At 58.2% G+C, this 17453-nt stretch carries 15 protein-coding genes; 6 read left to right on the plus strand and 9 right to left on the minus strand.

Features of this window, described 5'->3' with window-relative positions; all coding sequences use genetic code 11:
- Positions 1–5: 5 nt before the first annotated feature.
- Positions 6–2087 carry a M13 family metallopeptidase gene (locus ACR3XE_RS09745; protein ID WP_473697839.1) on the minus strand — a complete coding sequence of 694 codons (2082 nt, stop codon included), beginning with the start codon at positions 2085–2087 and terminating at the stop codon, positions 6–8.
- A gap of 148 nt (positions 2088–2235) precedes the next feature.
- On the opposite strand from ACR3XE_RS09745, the gene ACR3XE_RS09750 reads away from it, so the two are divergent.
- From ACR3XE_RS09750 to ACR3XE_RS09760, 3 genes are read left to right on the plus strand one after another with little or no spacing between them, the layout of a single operon-like run.
- Positions 2236–3837 carry a carboxyl transferase domain-containing protein gene (locus tag ACR3XE_RS09750; RefSeq protein WP_486185690.1) on the plus strand — a complete coding sequence of 534 codons (1602 nt, stop codon included), beginning with the start codon at positions 2236–2238 and terminating at the stop codon, positions 3835–3837.
- Between the two features lie 39 nt (positions 3838–3876).
- Entirely contained in the window at positions 3877–4410 is a 534-nt protein-coding gene (locus ACR3XE_RS09755) for a hypothetical protein (RefSeq protein ID WP_473697838.1), read from the plus strand.
- The gene (locus tag ACR3XE_RS09760) at positions 4407–6266 is read left to right on the plus strand and encodes an acetyl/propionyl/methylcrotonyl-CoA carboxylase subunit alpha (protein ID WP_473697837.1); all 1860 of its coding nucleotides are present in this window, start codon (positions 4407–4409) and stop codon (positions 6264–6266) included. The genes ACR3XE_RS09755 and ACR3XE_RS09760 overlap by 4 nt, the downstream gene beginning before the upstream one ends.
- Here the strand turns inward: ACR3XE_RS09760 and ACR3XE_RS09765 are convergent, their stop codons facing one another.
- From ACR3XE_RS09765 to hisI, 5 genes are all read right to left on the minus strand, one after another.
- Positions 6267–7754 carry a phospholipase D-like domain-containing protein gene (locus ACR3XE_RS09765; protein ID WP_473697836.1) on the minus strand — a complete coding sequence of 496 codons (1488 nt, stop codon included), beginning with the start codon at positions 7752–7754 and terminating at the stop codon, positions 6267–6269.
- A 66-nt stretch (positions 7755–7820) separates the two neighbouring features.
- Positions 7821–9623, minus strand: a complete 1803-nt coding sequence (locus ACR3XE_RS09770) for an acyl-CoA dehydrogenase C-terminal domain-containing protein (protein WP_473697835.1) — start codon at positions 9621–9623, stop codon at positions 7821–7823.
- Between the two features lie 54 nt (positions 9624–9677).
- On the minus strand, positions 9678–10109 hold the full coding sequence (locus tag ACR3XE_RS09775; RefSeq protein ID WP_473697834.1) for a MerR family transcriptional regulator: 432 nt from the start codon (positions 10107–10109) through the stop codon (positions 9678–9680).
- A 65-nt stretch (positions 10110–10174) separates the two neighbouring features.
- A complete protein-coding gene (locus ACR3XE_RS09780; protein ID WP_473697833.1) occupies positions 10175–10717 on the minus strand; it encodes a hypothetical protein in 543 nt (180 codons plus the stop codon).
- The gene (gene hisI / locus ACR3XE_RS09785; RefSeq protein WP_473697832.1) at positions 10710–11084 is read right to left on the minus strand and encodes a phosphoribosyl-AMP cyclohydrolase; all 375 of its coding nucleotides are present in this window, start codon (positions 11082–11084) and stop codon (positions 10710–10712) included. Before hisI ends, ACR3XE_RS09780 begins: the two co-directional genes overlap by 8 nt.
- A gap of 141 nt (positions 11085–11225) precedes the next feature.
- Between hisI and purF the strand changes: the two genes are divergently transcribed.
- From purF to ACR3XE_RS09800, 3 genes are read left to right on the plus strand one after another with little or no spacing between them, the layout of a single operon-like run.
- Positions 11226–12683, plus strand: a complete 1458-nt coding sequence (purF, locus tag ACR3XE_RS09790; RefSeq protein WP_486185691.1) for an amidophosphoribosyltransferase — start codon at positions 11226–11228, stop codon at positions 12681–12683.
- A gap of 4 nt (positions 12684–12687) precedes the next feature.
- Positions 12688–13422 (plus strand): SDR family NAD(P)-dependent oxidoreductase, encoded by a 735-nt coding sequence (locus ACR3XE_RS09795; protein ID WP_473697831.1) that lies wholly within the window; start codon positions 12688–12690, stop codon positions 13420–13422.
- A gap of 59 nt (positions 13423–13481) precedes the next feature.
- Positions 13482–13877 (plus strand): hypothetical protein, encoded by a 396-nt coding sequence (locus ACR3XE_RS09800; protein WP_473697830.1) that lies wholly within the window; start codon positions 13482–13484, stop codon positions 13875–13877.
- A gap of 35 nt (positions 13878–13912) precedes the next feature.
- Here ACR3XE_RS09800 and ACR3XE_RS09805 read toward each other — a convergent pair whose 3' ends face one another.
- The 3 genes from ACR3XE_RS09805 to ACR3XE_RS09815 form a co-directional block, all read right to left on the minus strand.
- Positions 13913–15085, minus strand: coding sequence for a serine hydrolase domain-containing protein (locus tag ACR3XE_RS09805; RefSeq protein WP_473697829.1), 1173 nt, complete (start codon positions 15083–15085; stop codon positions 13913–13915).
- Between the two features lie 18 nt (positions 15086–15103).
- Entirely contained in the window at positions 15104–16384 is a 1281-nt protein-coding gene (locus ACR3XE_RS09810) for a class I SAM-dependent methyltransferase (protein WP_473697828.1), read from the minus strand.
- 96 nt (positions 16385–16480) lie between these two features.
- Entirely contained in the window at positions 16481–17452 is a 972-nt protein-coding gene (locus ACR3XE_RS09815; RefSeq protein WP_473697827.1) for a metal-dependent hydrolase, read from the minus strand.
- Between the last annotated feature and the right edge of the window lies 1 nt (position 17453).

Raw genomic sequence — 17453 nt, forward strand, 5'->3', positions numbered from 1 at the left:
TCATCCTATCCCCAAACGCGCACGCGCTTGTCGGGAGCGAGGTACAGCTTGTCGCCTTCCTTGACATCAAACGCCTTGTACCAAGCATCGAGATTGCGAACGGTAAGCGCGCGATACATGCCCGGCGCGTGGCCATCGGTGGCGACACGCTGACGCAGCGCCTCATCGCGCATCTTGGTCGCCCAGGTCTGGGCAAAAGCGATGAAGAAACGCTGATCGCCGGTGAAGCCGTCGATGACAGGGGCTTCCTTGCCCTTCAGCGACGCATGATAGGCATCATAAGCAGCCTGTAGGCCGGCGACATCGGCAATATTCTCACCCAGCGTCAACTTGCCGTTGACGTGCAAGTCGGGGAACGGCTTATAGGTGTCGAACTGGTCAGCGAGCGCCGCACCTGCTGCCTCGAACTTCGCCAAATCTTCTTTGGTCCACCAGTTGCGCAGCGCGCCGGTGGAATCAAAGGCCGCGCCATTATTGTCAAAGCTGTGGCTGATTTCGTGACCGATGACTGCCCCGATGGCTCCATAATTATAGGCCGGATCCGCCTTGGCATTAAAGAAAGGCGGCTGGAGGATCGCAGCGGGGAAATTGAGCGCATTTTGCACCGGCAAATTGACCGCGTTCACCGTCTGCGGCGTCATCCACCATTCGCCCTTGTCCATCGGCTGACCGATCTTGGCAAGTTGATGCGCGGTTTCGGCTTTCTGACCCGCAATCTCGTTGGCATAGGCGCTGTCGCCGACCGTAAAGCTGCTATAGTCGCGCCATTGATCCGGATAGCCGACGCCAACAACAATCGTTTCGACCTTCTTAATCGCTTCCTTTTTGGTTTCCGGTGCCATCCAGTCTATCGTCTGCACCCGCGTCGCAAAGGCCGACTTGATATTACTGACCATGTCGCCAACTTCGGCCTTGGCTGATGCCGGGAAATATTTGTCGACATAAGCTTTGCCGACTGCGTCCCCCAAATAGACATTGAGCGCGCTCAGCGCTCGCTTGTCGCGGCTGCGCATTTCGGGGGTGCCCGACAATTTGGTACCGTAAAAGGCAAAATGCGCCTGATCGATGGCGCTTGGTAGCACGTCGGCGTGACTATTGATTTGGTGGAAAGTCAGCCAGTCTTTCCATGCATCAAGCGGTTCCGAGGCGACGAGTGCCGACAGACCGGTAATCGCCCCCGGATGATAAGCCGCAAATTTCGCGGATCCATCCAGATGCGCCGCTGCAAAATAAGCCGTCCAATCTATGCCGGGTGCCTTTTTGGAAAAATCATCCTTGGCCCAGACATTAGCCGATTTGACAAAATCCTCGCTCTCCTCGCGTGTCGCGCTGGCTTTGGCTATCTTGACCTCTAGATCATAGATTTTCGCCGCCTTTGCGTCGGCATCGGTAATACCGGCGGTGGTCAGCAGTTTGGCGATATAGGCTTTATAGGCCGTGCGAATCTCAGCCATTTTGGGGTCAGACGACAGATAATATTCGCGCTCGGGCAATCCCAGCCCGCCTTGCAAGACATAAGGGAGCACTTCGCCAGGGGTCGACAATCCTTGCGTTACAAAGATGCCGAACAGATTTTCGGTGAAGAAGTTGGTGGCATTGAGCGGGTCGACATCGACGCGGGTCTGTTCACCCAGAACTTTGGACAATTGTTCTTTGTCGCTGATCGCATCGAAGCGCGCAAAATCGGCGGCCAATGGCTTCATTCCGGCAGCGTCAATCGCCGCGGTGTCGGTATAGGCCTTATAGAAGGACGCGATGCGCGCTTCGTTGCTACCGGCTTTGTTGTCGGCTTTGACAATGGCATCGACCAGATCGCGGTTGTGCTGTTCGGTCGTCTGAAACGCGGTTAGGAAAGCGCCAGTGCTTGATCGGTCCGCCGGAATTTCGGTCACCTTTTGCCAGTTGCCATTGGCATAAGCGTAAAAATCATCGCCGGGCTTGGCGCTGGTGTCCATCGCGGCTTTGCTGATACCAAGGTCAGTGCCGACGACATAGCTGGCGTCGGTGGAGTTGCTGCTTGTGCAGGCGACGGGACCGACCATGACGGCAGCGCTGGTAAGCAATATGGCAAGAAGGCGAGTTTTCATAACGTTGCGACTCTCTTTGCTAGGGAAGATGCGAAACAGTTAGAAGCTTTGCAAAATAGTTTCAACGCCAACTAAAATCGCTGTGCGGCGCTTTTCATTCGACGAATGACAGGCTAACCCACGGGTCCATCAGCGGAGAGAGCAAGACGTGAGCGCACCAGTACTGGGAACGATGATCAATCCTGATGGAGAGGATTTCCGAGCTAATGCAGGGCATAACCGTGCGCTGAAAGACGAGCTTTGGGCCAAGGTCGCAGCTGCCGCGACCGGCGGCACCGAAAAATCGCGCGAGCGCCACACGAGCCGCGGCAAGCTGCTTCCGCGCGAGCGTGTCGAACGGCTGCTTGATCCAGGGTCACCCTTTTTGGAAGTCGGCCAGCTGGTTGCGAACGGACTGTATGGCGATCAGGTGCCGGGTGCGGGACTGATCTGTGGCATCGGTCGTGTGTCGGGGCGACAGTGCATGATCGTCTGCAATGATGCGACTGTGAAGGGCGGCACCTATTATCCGCTAACCGTCAAGAAACATCTACGCGCGCAGGAAATTGCCGAGGCTAACCACCTGCCCTGCATCTATCTGGTCGACAGCGGGGGCGCGAACTTGCCGCATCAGGACGAGGTCTTCCCCGACCGCGACCATTTCGGGCGCATCTTTTTCAATCAGGCCAATATGTCGGCCAAACAAATCCCGCAGATCGCTTGTGTGATGGGCAGCTGCACCGCGGGTGGTGCCTATGTCCCCGCCATGTCCGACGAGAGCGTGATCGTGCGCAATCAAGGCACCATCTTCCTTGCCGGACCGCCCTTGGTGAAGGCGGCGACGGGCGAAGAAATCAGTGCCGAAGATCTGGGCGGCGGCGACTTGCATGGGCGCAAATCGGGCGTTGTCGACCATGTCGCCGAAAATGACGAACATGCGCTGACCATCGTGCGCGATATCGTGTCGCACCTTGGTCCCGTCCATCGGCCCGACATCGATCTCAAAGACCCGCGTCCGCCCAAATATGACGCCGAAGAATTATACGGCATCGTCCCGCAGGATGTCCGCGCGCCCTATGATGTCCATGAGGTGATTGCGCGGATCGTCGACGGCAGCGAATTTCACGAATTCAAGGCGCTCTATGGCTCAACCTTGGTGTGCGGTTTCGCGCATATCTGGGGCCAACCGGTTGCCATCCTCGCCAGCAATGGCGTGCTGTTCAGCGAATCTGCGGTCAAAGGCGCACACTTCATCGAACTTGCCTGCCAGCGTCGCATACCGCTGCTGTTTCTGCAAAATATCAGCGGCTTCATGGTCGGCGGCAAATATGAGGCCGAGGGCATTGCGAAGCATGGCGCTAAACTCGTCACCGCCGTCGCCACGGCGAGTGTGCCCAAGATTACCGTCTTGATCGGCGGCAGCTTTGGCGCAGGCAATTACGGCATGTGCGGGCGCGCCTACAGCCCGCGTTTCCTCTTCACCTGGCCCAATGCGCGGATCAGCGTGATGGGCGGCGAGCAAGCGGCGTCGGTTCTGGCGACGGTTCACCGCGACGCCGACAAATGGGACGAGCGCGAGGCCGAAGCCTTCAAAGCCCCGATCCGCCAGAAATATGAGGATGAGGGCAACCCCTATTACGCCACCGCAAGGCTGTGGGACGACGGCATCATCGACCCGGCGCAGACCCGCGACGTGCTGGGGCTGGCATTCGCCGCCGCGCTCAACGCGCCCATAGAGGAGGCCCCCCGCTTTGGGGTGTTCCGGATGTGATGATGACCCTGCACCGCTTCCTCTTTGCCTGCAATGAATGTGATCCGGCCCAGCACAGTGCAATGTCGCCGGGGTTTTGCCATCAGGAACAGCTACATTATGACGCTTTTGTCCGCGCTTTTGCTTTTTACTCCGCCGCCGCTCGAGGGCGACGATCGCACGGCCATTCTTTACACCGTGCACCGCTTCACCGATGCTGTGGCCTCCACATCGCGCAGCGAAATGGACGCGGTTTTTGACGAACAGGCCAACGCAACGATCGTCGATAGGCGGGATGCGGATATGGCACCGAAGGTCAGCGTGATTGACCGCGAAACCTTGCTGTCGCGTTTGGATCAGCCCACGGCCCCCATGCGTGAAATGCTGGGCATCCCTACTGTGATGCAGCGCGGAGCATTGGCGCAAGTTTGGGTACCCTATAGTTTTTGGATGGGAGGGAAGCGGACGCACTGCGGCATTAATAATTTTGTGCTCGCGCGACACGAAGACAAATGGGTCATCACCTCGATCAGCTTTACGATGGAACCGGTGTCGACATGCCAAGACCTCGCCGCGCCGGAGAGCGCGGAATGATCAAATCGCTCCTTATCGCCAATCGCGGCGAAATCGCCTGTCGTATCATCCGCACTGCGCGCGAGATGGGCATTCGCACCGTTGCCGTCTATTCCGATGCTGATGCCAAAGCGTTGCATGTGCGCTCTGCCGATGAGGCGGTGCATATCGGACCGTCACCGGCGGCCGAATCCTATTTGGTGGGTGACAAGATCATCGCCGCAGCCAAGGCAAGCGGGGCCGAAGCGATCCATCCGGGTTACGGCTTCCTGTCTGAAAATGCCGAATTTGCGCAGGCGGTGATGGATGCAGGGCTGATTTGGGTTGGCCCGCCTCCTGCCAGCATCACGGCGATGGGGCTAAAGGATGCGGCAAAGTCGCTGATGACCGCTGCGGGTGTGCCGGTCACGCCCGGCTATCTGGGCAAGAATCAGGACCCCGACTTCCTTGCCGAACAGGCGGCAGAAATTGGTTATCCGGTGCTCATCAAGGCGGTTGCGGGCGGCGGCGGCAAGGGGATGCGCAAGGTCGATGCAGCGGCGGATTTTGCCGACGCGCTGCTCAGTTGCCAGCGCGAGGCGACCGCATCCTTCGGCAATGCGCATGTGCTGATCGAGAAATATATTCTCAGTCCCCGTCATATCGAAGTGCAAATCTTTGGCGACAGCCAAGGCAATGTCGTCCACCTGTTCGAGCGCGATTGCAGCCTGCAACGCCGCCACCAAAAGGTGATCGAGGAAGCCCCCGCGCCCGGTATGGACGCGGTAACGCGCGAACAGCTTTGTGCGGCGGCGGTCAAGGCGGCCAAAGCGGTGGATTATGTCGGGGCTGGCACGATCGAATTTATCGCCGACGCCAGTGAGGGCCTGCGCGCCGACCGCATCTGGTTCATGGAAATGAACACGCGACTGCAGGTCGAACATCCGGTGACCGAGGAAATCACTGGAGTCGATCTGGTCGAATGGCAGTTGCGGGTGGCGAACGGAGAAGCGTTGCCGTTGCAGCAGGAAGAACTCAGCATCAATGGCTGGGCAATGGAGGCGCGGCTCTATGCCGAGGACCCGGCAAAGGGATTTTTGCCCTCCATCGGAACGCTCGAATTGTTCCAACTGGCTGAACTTCCCGGCGGGCGCGTCGATACCGGTGTCTATGAAGGCGCTGAGGTGTCGCCCTTTTATGATCCGATGATCGCTAAGCTGATCGCGCATGGTGACAACCGCGACGATGCGCGACTATCACTGTCGGATATGCTTGAGGACAGCGCCGTCTGGCCTGTGAAAACCAACGCCGCCTTTTTGATCAACGCGCTCGATCATCCGGATTTTGTTGCGGGCAACATTGATACCGGCCTGATTGGCCGCGATGGCGACGCCATGGCGGCACGACCCGCTCCATCAGAGCAGGCACTGACCGATGCAGGAATGGCGATGGTAGTGCACACCCCGCAAGCGGGCTTCCGCCTCAACTCCGCCTCCATACGGTCGGCCCCCTTTCTACTCGACGGCGAACGCATCGACGTGGCCTTGCAGGGCGAGGGGAACGATGAAACGCCGATGTCCACCATGTTGATCGCAGAGCGCGGCTCTGTGTGGCAACTAGCTCCTTGGCGCGCAGCGGGCGGTACAGGTGCAAGCGCCTCCTCAGGCACCATCCTCTCCCCGATGCCCGGCAAGATAATCGCGGTCGAGGTTGCGGTTGGAGATGCGGTCGTGAAGGGACAGAAACTTCTCACGCTCGAAGCCATGAAAATGGAGCATAGCCTGACCGCGCCGTTCGGCGGCGTGGTGGCGGAACTGAATGCAGCGGCAGGCGCGCAGGTGCAGGTCGAAGCTTTGCTAGTGCGGATCGAAGCGGACGAGGCGGAGGTCGCCGCCTAGCTAGGCCTTCGGACGATGCCTACGCATCCAATCCCACCCGCGTTCCCAATTACGACGTAGGCCGCGTTGCTGGATATCCTCGAACATCGCATCGGGACTCGTCGGGTCGAGTAGCTCATTTTCAGCGATAAATTCATCGAGCGGTCCCGGACTGATAAGGTCGAGCCGCTCAAGCGACCGCCCTTCTCCTTGCAGCGCTTTGATCGTGCCGATTAGTGACCCTGTTTTCGCAAATTCGCGGGTTACATCGGCACGTTCAACGCCCAAATGTTCGGCCATCAAATCCTCTCGCAGCCGCCTGATTGTTGGCCCAACTGTCCCATTGGCAGGCAACCCCGCATCAATGGTAACGTCGCATTCGCTGTCGAGCCCCATTGAACGATTGTTCATATTGGACGACCCGATCCGTATCAGTCGATCATCGACCACCAGGGTCTTGGAGTGAACATAGATGGGTTCGCCGCCCTTAGTACGCGGGAAATAGACCTGCAGGCGGTCACCATGCCGCGCCTTGGCAATCATCCGCACCAGTTCAACACGTGCGCCGTCCATCGCCATCTGTTCGAGCCAGCCATCGGCGGTTTTGGGCATCACCAATATAAATTCAGGCGGGTTTTCCTCGTCCAGCCGCACCGCGATCGCTGCGCCCAATTTGGCAGAGGTGAAATATTGATTCTCGATATACACAAAGCGCCGCGCGGCCATGATGCAGTCCAAATAAAGCTGCTCGATCTCGCGGACCTCGTTGCAATCGTCATACTCCGCACGCGTCCGCGAAATGGCGACATCGACGTTTCGGAAATCAGGCTTCAGATCATCGGGCCAATTCTCGCCCCCGCCTTCTACCTTGCACAATTCTTTCTTTGTGGCTCGTTGCCAGCGTTCATTGCCAAGTTCGGCGAGCGCGGTGCCGACCGGTCCCGCCAGGATCATCGTCGAATCATGCCAGGGGCAATAGGGCTTGCCATCGGGTAATTGGCGACGCGGATCCTTGTCGCCGTGCTCCCGCGTGTCCCAGCGCGCCGCGCCCACATCAATACCGCCGCACACCGCCAAATGGTCGTCGAGCACAACGACCTTCTGATGGTGGCTGCACCCGACCGGATGATGCCCGTCGAGACGAAAACTGATCGAACGGGTGACCTTCCAACACAGCACATAAGCCAGGATGCGCGGGATAAACATTTGGCGCAGGCCACCAAAATTCCAGCGCAAGATATCAATATCGCGTGCGGGTTGTTTCTTTGCCAGCCGCAACAGCAAGTCACCCAGCGGCTCCCCCTGCCCTGTTTTGTCCGGTGTCAGCGTGATGCGCGGATCAAAGTCCCAACCGATGAGCAAGATACGCTCTTTTGCGCCCGCCATCAGCTTCGCCAGCAAAGCATAATAATCCGCCGCATCGACGATCATGCGCGCTTTGTCGGCGCGTTCAATCCGCCAGCAATTATGGCCGGCCACAACAATCGGAGAAATCTCTTGGTCGGCCATCTCTGCTATCACGCGTAGCACCTGTGAAGGTTGCGCGCGTGATGCGTTGCGTATGTCCAGATTGCGTCAGGCGGCGTGGAATTGTTCCGGTGCCAGCGCCATCATAGCTTCGCTACCCGCCTCGATCTTGCGACGGAGTGCGCCCGCGTCGGGAACAAAGCGTTCGGCAAAATAGCGCGCGGTGACCAGCTTGGCCCCCATAAATGCTTTGTCGCCGCGATCTTCGTCGAGCGATTTTTGCGCGGCATCGGCCATCATCAACCACATCGAACCCAGCGCCACAATGCCCATCATATGCATATAATGATGAGCACCCGCGCCAACATTGTTGGGATTGGTCATTCCGTTTTGCATGAACCACATCGTCGCGGCTTTCAGCTCGCCATTGGCTTTTTCCAACTGGGTCGCAATATCAGCTAACGTCGGCTTATCCTTGGCTACGGCACATTGCTCATCGACCAGCGCGAACAGGGCCTGCACTGCCCGCCCACCATTTTTCGCGAGCTTGCGCCCGACGAGGTCCATCGCCTGAACACCGTTGGCGCCTTCGTAAATCATCGTAATGCGGGCATCGCGGACATACTGCGACATGCCCGTTTCCTCGATATAGCCATGGCCGCCAAATACTTGCTGCGCATTGGTCGCCACGTCATATCCCTTGTCGGTGCCATAGCCTTTGATGACCGGTGTGAGCAGGCTGACGAGGTCGTCGGCGGCCTGCCGACCTTCCTCGGTGGCGGCCTTGTGTGCCAGATCAACCTGCAAGGCCCCCCAAACGCATAGCGCGCGCAAGCCTTCGGTGGTCGCCTTGGCGTCCATCAACATGCGGCGCACATCGGGATGGACGAACAGCGGATCGGCTTTCTCTTCGGGATCTTGCGACCCGGTCAGCGCCCGACCCTGACGACGGTCCTGCGCATAGGCGACGGCATTTTGATACGCGATCTCGCCCTGTGACAGGCCCTGAATCCCGACGCCCAACCGCGCTGCGTTCATCATCACGAACATGGCCGCGAGGCCTTTATTTTCGTCGCCGACCAGCCAGCCGGTTGCGTCCTCATAGTTCATCACACAGGTCGAATTGGCGTGGATACCCATTTTGTGCTCGATCGACCCACAGGTGACGCCGTTGCGGTCACCCAGCGAGTCATCGTCATTGACGAGGAATTTGGGCACGATAAACAGCGAAATGCCTTTGACACTGTCGGGCGCATCGGGCGTTTTGGCCAGAACCAGATGGATGATGTTGTCGGTCAGGTCATGCTCACCCGACGAGATGAAAATCTTGGTGCCGGTGATCGCATAGCTGCCATCGGCGTTGGGGACTGCACGGGTACGGATCAGGCCCAGATCAGTGCCGCAATGCGGTTCGGTCAGGTTCATCGTCCCGCCCCATTCACCCGACACCATCTTGGGGACATATTTGGCTTTTTGCTCGTCCGAGCCCTTGACCAATATGGCGGATACGGCGGCCTGCGTCAGACCGGGATACATGGCAAAAGCCTGATTGGCAGCCATGCGAAATTCCTCGATCGGAAAACCCAGCACATGCGGCAAATCCTGTCCGCCAAATGCCTCGGGCTGGGTCATCAAGGGCCAGCCGGCTTCGCAATAGGCTTGATAAGCCTCTTTAAAGCCCTGCGGTGTGGTCACGCTGCCATCCTCGTGACGGGTGCAGCCTTCCAGATCGCCCGACTGGTTGATCGGGAACAGCACTTCCTCACAGAATTTAGCGGCTTCGCCTAGCACTGCCTCGATCATATCGGGGGTCGCATTTTCAAACCCCGGTAAATCGGCATAGCGATCAAGGCCAAGAACCTCGTTCATCAGGAACAATGTGTCTTTTACGGGCGCGCGATAGATGGGCATGGAGTCCCTTTCTGAAAATCTGAACTGGGCAAAACAAACTTGCCTGGGGAGTGGTCAGTCAGCCGACTCGCGGGCGTCGACCTCTTTCACCATATCAATAAATCGCGACAGTTCATCGACCGCACTGTCGATATCTTCGCGCTGTCGGCGTAGCAGTGAAATGCGTTCCTCGCATTTTTCGATCGTCACCTGACGCTGGAGCTTACGTCCATCGCCGACGTCATACAGATCGATCATCTCGCGAATATCGGCCAGGCTGAATCCGGTGCGTTTTGCGCGCAATATCCAAGCCAGCCGCGCTCGGTCACGCTTGGAATAGATGCGCGACAATCCCTTGCGCGACGGGCTGATCAACCCTTCATCCTCATAAAAGCGCAGCGCACGAGCCGTAACCTCAAATTCGGACGAAAGATCGGTAATACTGAATTGTTCGCGTCCCAGATGATCGGGTGTATCGATATGGGAGTGGCCGTAATCGTCTGTCATACCATGTAGGACTAATTTACGTTGACGTGAACGTCAAGGCTGATGGAAGTTACGGTGCAAACTTGTCAACTAGCACAAGGTCGAATTATTTTACCGGATCGGTTTCGCATCTGCAAGCGTCGTGCATCAGCCTCTGCCCAACTGGCCCGAGGCAGGCGCAATCCGGCCAGAGATGCGCGGCTGGGGCATAGTTTACTGCATTGTTCGGGCAGGTTGCCGGGCAATCGTAGTTCATCCTCTTGTTCACGGACGATGACCTCGCATCCCTTGACGCGCGTGAAGTTCAGTTTCCACCCGCCGCCTTCGCGCGTGATGTGGCCGCTGCCGTTGCACGACAGCCCCGGACCAAAAGCAGCCGTCAAAGCAAAGCGCCACTGCCCATCCCCATCAGGAACGACGCAAAGGGCATCGCGGCCCAATTCATGGCGGCGTTCAAAGACACCGGTCAAATCTGCTGCCTGTTCACGAACGATACCACGCTCACGGGCTGCCATTTCCAACGGATTATTTGCATCACCCTGCCCGTCACCAGATTCTGACGCCGGGCGACCGCAACTGGAAAGCAGCACCGAAGCCAGCAAACCGATCAGCCAGCCAGTCCTATTCATCGGTGGCCAAGAACGTCAGCACGTCATCACTTTCAACACGCCGGTAAAAGCATGATGGTCGTCCGGTATGGCACGCAGGTCCGGCAGCTATTGCCGTGACCAGCAACGCATCCTGATCGCAATCGACGCGCAGTTCGACCAGCGTCAAACCATTACCCGACGTCTCCCCTTTCCGCCAAAGCGCCTGACGCGAACGCGAATAAAAATGCACCTGCCCTGTCGTCCGTGTCAGAGCGAGCGCCTCTGCATTCATATGTGCCACCATCAGGATCGCGCCGCTTGCCTCATCGACGACTATGGCGGTCAAAAGACCCTTGGCGTCAAAACGGGGATCAAATTGGGTGGATGTGTCTCGCGGATCGCTCATAGCCTCAGCTTTAGAGCAAGCGACAAGCCGCTGTCACCCTCACAACGCCGCCTTATGCTACACTGTCGATAATAGGGGGGCGACAATCGGGCACAGCGCCCCTATATGCGCCCCAGTCACTGCCCTAGCTGCTGGACCGAAATGCTCACCACACACCCATTTGATGATGACAAGCTCCGCGAAGAATGCGGAGTCTTTGGAATCCATGGCGCGGAAAGCGCCGCCGCTGTCGTAGCGCTGGGGCTTCATGCGCTCCAGCATCGGGGGCAGGAAGCCGCCGGTATCACGGCTTTTGACGGCAAGGATTTCCATACCCACCGCGCGATGGGGCATGTCGCGGGCAATTTCGACCGCGATGACATCATGCGCCAGATGCAGGGCGAATCGGCCATCGGCCATGTTCGCTATTCGACCACGGGCGAAACCGCATTACGCAACGTCCAGCCTCTGTACGCGGATCTCGCCAATGGCGGCTTTGCCATCGCGCATAATGGCAACATTTCGAATTCTGCCGCTTTGCGCAAGACACTTGTGCGGCGCGGTTCGATTTTTCAATCGACCAGCGACACCGAAGTCATCATCCATCTGCTTGCGACATCGACGTTTAGGACGTTGCTTGATCGCTTCATCGACGCGCTGAAACAGGTCGAAGGCGCCTATTCGCTTGTGTGTCTGGCGGCCGAGGGCATGATCGGGTGCCGCGATCCACTGGGCATTCGTCCGCTGGTTATTGGCCGGTTGAACGGGACCTATATCCTCGCATCCGAAACGGTGGCGCTTGACGTCGTCGGTGCGGAATTTGTTCGGTCGGTTGATCCCGGTGAACTGGTCATCATACGCGATGGCGAACTGACATCGCATCGCCCCTTCACCGACCACAAGGCGCGCCCATGCATCTTTGAATATGTTTATTTCTCGCGCCCTGATTCAATTGTCGACGGCACCAGTGTCTATTCGGTTCGCAAAGAGATTGGCGCTGAACTGGCGCGCGAAAATCCGGTTGATGCCGACCTGATCATTCCTGTTCCCGATTCAGGGACGCCCGCGGCGCTCGGTTATGCTGAGGAATCCGGCATTCCTTTCGAACTCGGGATCATCCGCTCGCATTATGTGGGACGCACCTTCATCCAGCCTAGCGACAAGGTTCGCCATCTGGGGGTCAAGCTCAAGCATAATGCAAACCGCGCCCTGATTGCGGGCAAGCGGGTTATCTTGATTGATGATTCGATCGTGCGCGGCACCACCAGCCTGAAAATCGTTCAGATGATGCGCGAAGCAGGCGCGACCGAAGTCCATATGCGGATCGCCAGCCCCCCGACGGCTCACAGCTGCTTCTATGGTGTCGACACGCCAGAACGCTCCAAGCTACTCGCCGCGCAAATGACAGTTGGTCAAATGGCCAATTTCATCAACGCCGACAGCCTGTCCTTTATCACAATTGACGGTCTCTATCGCGCGCTTGGCGAGGCCGACCGGACCTATGATAGTCCGCAATATTGCGATGCCTGTTTTACCGGCGACTATCCCACAACCCTGACCGATTTTGACGAAACTGCGCCCGACGACCAATTGTCGCTGCTGGCTGAACGAGTGGTTTGACCCCATGAACGAAGAAGTGAAACCGCTTGCCGATCAGGTTGCGCTCGTCACCGGTGCCAGTCGTGGTATCGGCGAAGCCACTGCCTTCTCGCTCGCATCGCGCGGCGCGCATGTTGTCATCACGGCACGGACCGCTGGCGGGCTCGAAGAACTGGAAGACAAAATCCACAATGCCGGCGGCAGCGCAACCATTGCGCCGCTCGACCTCACCGATGGCGACAGCATTGCCCGCTTGGCCAGCGCGATGGCCGAACGCTGGAATAAACTCGACATGCTGGTGCTCAACGCCGCGATGTTGGGAACATTGACTCCGGTTGCCGCAATCGACGGCAAGGAATTCAACCGCGTCCTGACCCTCAACCTGATCGCGCAACAGGCGTTGATTGCGAACTTCGACCCCCTTTTGCGTAGGTCGGATGCGGGGCGACTTATCGCGCTGTCAAGCAGCGTCGCGCGCAAGACGAGCCCCTATTGGGGCGCCTATGCCGCATCAAAGGCAGCACTCGAAGCTCTCGTGGCGAGCCATGGTGCAGAAATGCAGAATATTTCGACGGTGCGCACCGCCATCGTCGATCCCGGCGGAACCCGCACACAGATGCGCGCCCGCGCCTATCCAGGCGAAGACCCCGAAAGCATCAAGGAACCCGCGACGGTTGGCGAATTTATTGCCAAAATGATGGTCGAAGGCTTTGACAGCACGGCCTTTCACGCCCTGCCCAAAGTGATGCCCGCGTTTTAACGCCAAATTTGCTTTCGCCAGCTATATCTTCGTGCCAAGTGAAAGACGGCGAAGGAAGCATGATGACCAAAGACATATTGCGATGGGCGCTGGCGACAGCGATTGGCATCATCATAGCCTTTGGCCTTATCTATCTGTTCCAATATGCAGGTAACAACCTGTCTCCCGACATCTATGATCCTGAAACGGGTGATGTGCTCATTCCAGTTGGCTCGACGATTGCCTTGCTTGTTGGTTGGTTCATCGGGACATTTGCCGGTGGCTGGCTGGCGATGCGCGTATCGGGTAGCCATTGGGCTGGCTGGGTCGTCGCCGGTGCCGTGATTGGCGCCGCGCTTTATCGCGCTGCCACCCTCGCGGACACGTGGTGGATCATGGCACTGGGCCTGATCTTCCCGCTCTCCGCAACATGGGTGGCGCAGCGCGCAACGACCGAAGCGACGACGACGGCCTAACAGGTCGCGCGTCTGCAATCGCAGAAAGCAGCGCCCTATTTCTTCGCTTCTGCGTCCACCGCCGCCTGCACTGCCTGATAGAATGTTTCTCGCTCTGCCCCAACGCCTTCGGGGTCTGTCGCAGTAGGCCAATCGCCGTTGGACGCAATCACCAGCTTGCGGGTCGGGTCAATAAAAATTCCTTGTCCGAAAATGCCTTGCGCGGCGAAGCTGCCGTTGTCGTTGGTCCACCATTGATAGCCATAACCGCGTCCAGGCTGGTCAATCCCCGCCTGTTTGGTTGTCGCGGCGGGCAGCCAGTCATCTGGGAAAACCTTCTCTCCCCCGGCAACCCCGCCGCCCAATATGAACTGCCCGAACCGCGCATAATCGCGCAGGCTGGCGGATATGCAGCACCCGCTGATTTCATGCCCGGTCGCGCCTAGCATCCACACCGCATCCTGCTCCATGCCAAAGGGTTTCCAGACCTTCTCGGTCAGATAATCCGACAGGGTTTTTCCCGTCGCACTCGACACCAACACGCCAATCAAATTGGTCTCACCGGTCTTGTACACCCACTTTGATCCCGCCGGAGCTTCGCGGGGTAACGTCTTCATATAGCTGACCGTGATGTCTTCCCCTTCAACTGGCTGTTGCAGATTGAACAAGGCAACATCCGATTTGGGATCGGTATAATCTTCATTCCATTTGACGCCCGAGGTCATCGTCAGCAACTGCTTGACCGATACATCGTCATAAGCCGACCCGCGCAAGCCGGGGATATATACCGTCACCTTGTCGTCGAGACTCTTGATATAGCCGTCTTTCAACGCCGCACCGACAAGCGACGAAGTAAAGCTTTTGGCCACCGAAAAGCTCGTCCACCGCCCCTTTGGGCCATAGCCAAGTGCATATTTTTCAAACCGGATTTTGCCATCCTGCAAAATGATCAACCCGGCATTGCGTTGGTGCGCCATATAGGCATCAACATCCATGCCAATGGCCAACGGCTGGCCCGCGGGCAACGGATAAACGGTGCCGCCAGCCTTGATCTGGTGCACAACCACCTTGGGAACCTGCTCCATCTGGCGGAAAGCGGCGTCGCGTTGGTCTTGGCTCCAAAACAGCACATTCTGATCCTTTGGCATAGTGTTCTTCTCGCTCGGTGCGGATGCGCTGCATCCCGTCAGGCCCGCGCATATCAGCGCCGCCGCCCATAAATGTCGCATGTCGCTCTCCCTTTTGCTTTATGCTTTCTTTTCAAGCGTGACCTGCGCGACGTTGATGCCGCCACCGCGAAACCCGCCCTCGCAATATTGCAAATAATAGCGCCACAGGCGGACGAAACGGTCGTCAAACCCGGCTGGTAATTGTCCTGCCTCTGCAACTGCGTCAAACCGCTCACGCCACTGGCGCAATGTCTCGGCATAATCGCCGCCAAAGCATTGCAAATCGCGCCACACCAGCCCGCGCGCCTCAGCTAATTTCCGAAAGCGGCTTTCCGACATCAGGCATCCACCGGGAAAGACATAGGCCTGAATGAAATCAGTGCTCTCGGCATAGCGTTCAAACAGGTCATCATCGATCATGATAAACTGGATCGCCGCCTTGCCGCCGGGGCGAAGCAGCCCCGCCACACTATCCAGATAGGCGGGCCAATAGGCCTGTCCCACCGCTTCGACCATTTCGACGCTGGCAATAGCATCAAAGGGGCCTTCAACATCGCGATAGTCGCACAGCTCGACCTGTGAGCGAAAGGTCAGGTCCACCTCACGAAGCCGCGCCGCCGCCACTTCGGCCTGTGCAGGTGACAGGGTGATACCGGTATACAGCACGTCATGCCGCTCGACCGCCCGCTCGGCCAGTCCGCCCCAGCCGCAACCTATTTCCAGCAATCGGCTACCTGATCGCAAATCAAGCCGGTCAAGGATAGCCTCAAGCTTAGTCGTTTGGGCGTCTTCGAGTGTCTGACCTTCCATTACGAACATCGCGCTTGAATAATTCATGCCCGCGTCGAGCCATAAGCGATAGAAATCATTACCCAAATCATAGTGGGCGTGAATGTTCCGGCGCGCTCCGCGTCGGTCATTGCGATTGAAATGATGGATCATGCGAAAGAGCCACCGCCACGGTCCGCGCGCACGCGCCGCGTTTCCAAGCGACACTCCGTTGCGCATGAACAGGTCGAACAGCGGCACCGGATCAGCAGAGGACCACTCACCCTTGTCCCAAGCACGATACCAACCCACCGATCCCGATAGGGCCAGTCGCACAAGCGCACCCCAATGGTGCAGATGAACAACCGCCGTCGGTCCTTCTCCCCGTCCGCCGAGGATGCGCACCTGACCGCAGGGCAAATGCCCTTCGATCGTGCCGAAATCGAGACCCGCGTCGATTTTGTCGAGCTGACGGTGAAAATAGCCCGCCGGCGCCCATGCCATCAATCGCGCGATCAGCCCTCCGGAACGGAAGGCGCGATCAGCTTGCAATAATTTCCGCCCGCGCTTCGGGCTGACATGTGTGTTCATAGGCCGACTTTGCCCCAAAGCAGGGCGCGTGACAATCAATTGTCGCGTGATTTCATGGCGTCAACGGCGTCCGCTACAGTCGGCGCTAAATCGACCCTATCGCTGGATTAGGTCTGGCGGACTGCTGGACGTCCCCTCGGGCACCACACTCACCGTAAATTGATTACGGCTGAGCGGGTTATCATACCGCTGATCGGATAGTGTCATCACACCCCGCGCGTCAAATGTCGCAACCGGCATACGCGCCCAAAACAGAAAAGCGCGGGCCGTGGGGCTTGTTGCCAGCAAGGGTGCGATACGAAGGTCATCCATACCCGTTGGATGGGCTTTGAGTTCAGGAGCGTTTGCGCCGAACAGGTTGATTTTTGTCGCGCCATAAGCCGCTCCGCGTCGCCAGAAAATATCGCGGCGCCAAAAGGCGAGCGGCGGCGGGCTGGCCACCACGAGCGACTTTCCGCCACCATTGTCGGCCAACATATCGGCGACCCGAGCCTCGGCCACGCCGGTGAACAGCCCGTTGGCGGCGATATAGGCGCAAACAGCTGCAAAACCGACCCAGGCTGGCCGCGTCCAGCCAACGAACCCGCGCCTTTCTCTGCGTAGGGACAGCCACACCGACAGACCTAGAGCCAACCAGATCCACACATCGATGATGAACAGCGTGTCGCCATAATACCAGCGGTGACTGAATGGTTCGAGCAGCCGGACTCCATAATTGTTGAGCCAGTCGAGCGCCGGATGGCTGAGGCATCCGATATAGGCAAGCGCGAGCAACCAGCCCTTTTCGATGGGAAGTCGTCCCGCTGGCCGCGTCCCGCGCCGCGTTTGCCAGCGATCAAAGCCCAGCATTAGCGCCCAGAGCAGGACAGGAAGGAGCAATAGCGCAATCGGCCCATGCGTAATCCCGCGCCGCATCGATAGCGAGGCCTGTCCATACACCACACAGGCCGCATCAATGTCGGGCAAATTCGCCGCTATGATCAGCGTCGGCATCGCCAGCCCGGTCTTGCGCTTCAGCCCCATCTGACCAAGCACTGCGCCGACAAGGCTGTGCGTTAGATTGTCCATC

The organism is Sphingopyxis sp. 10G20-10 (genome assembly GCF_057365075.1).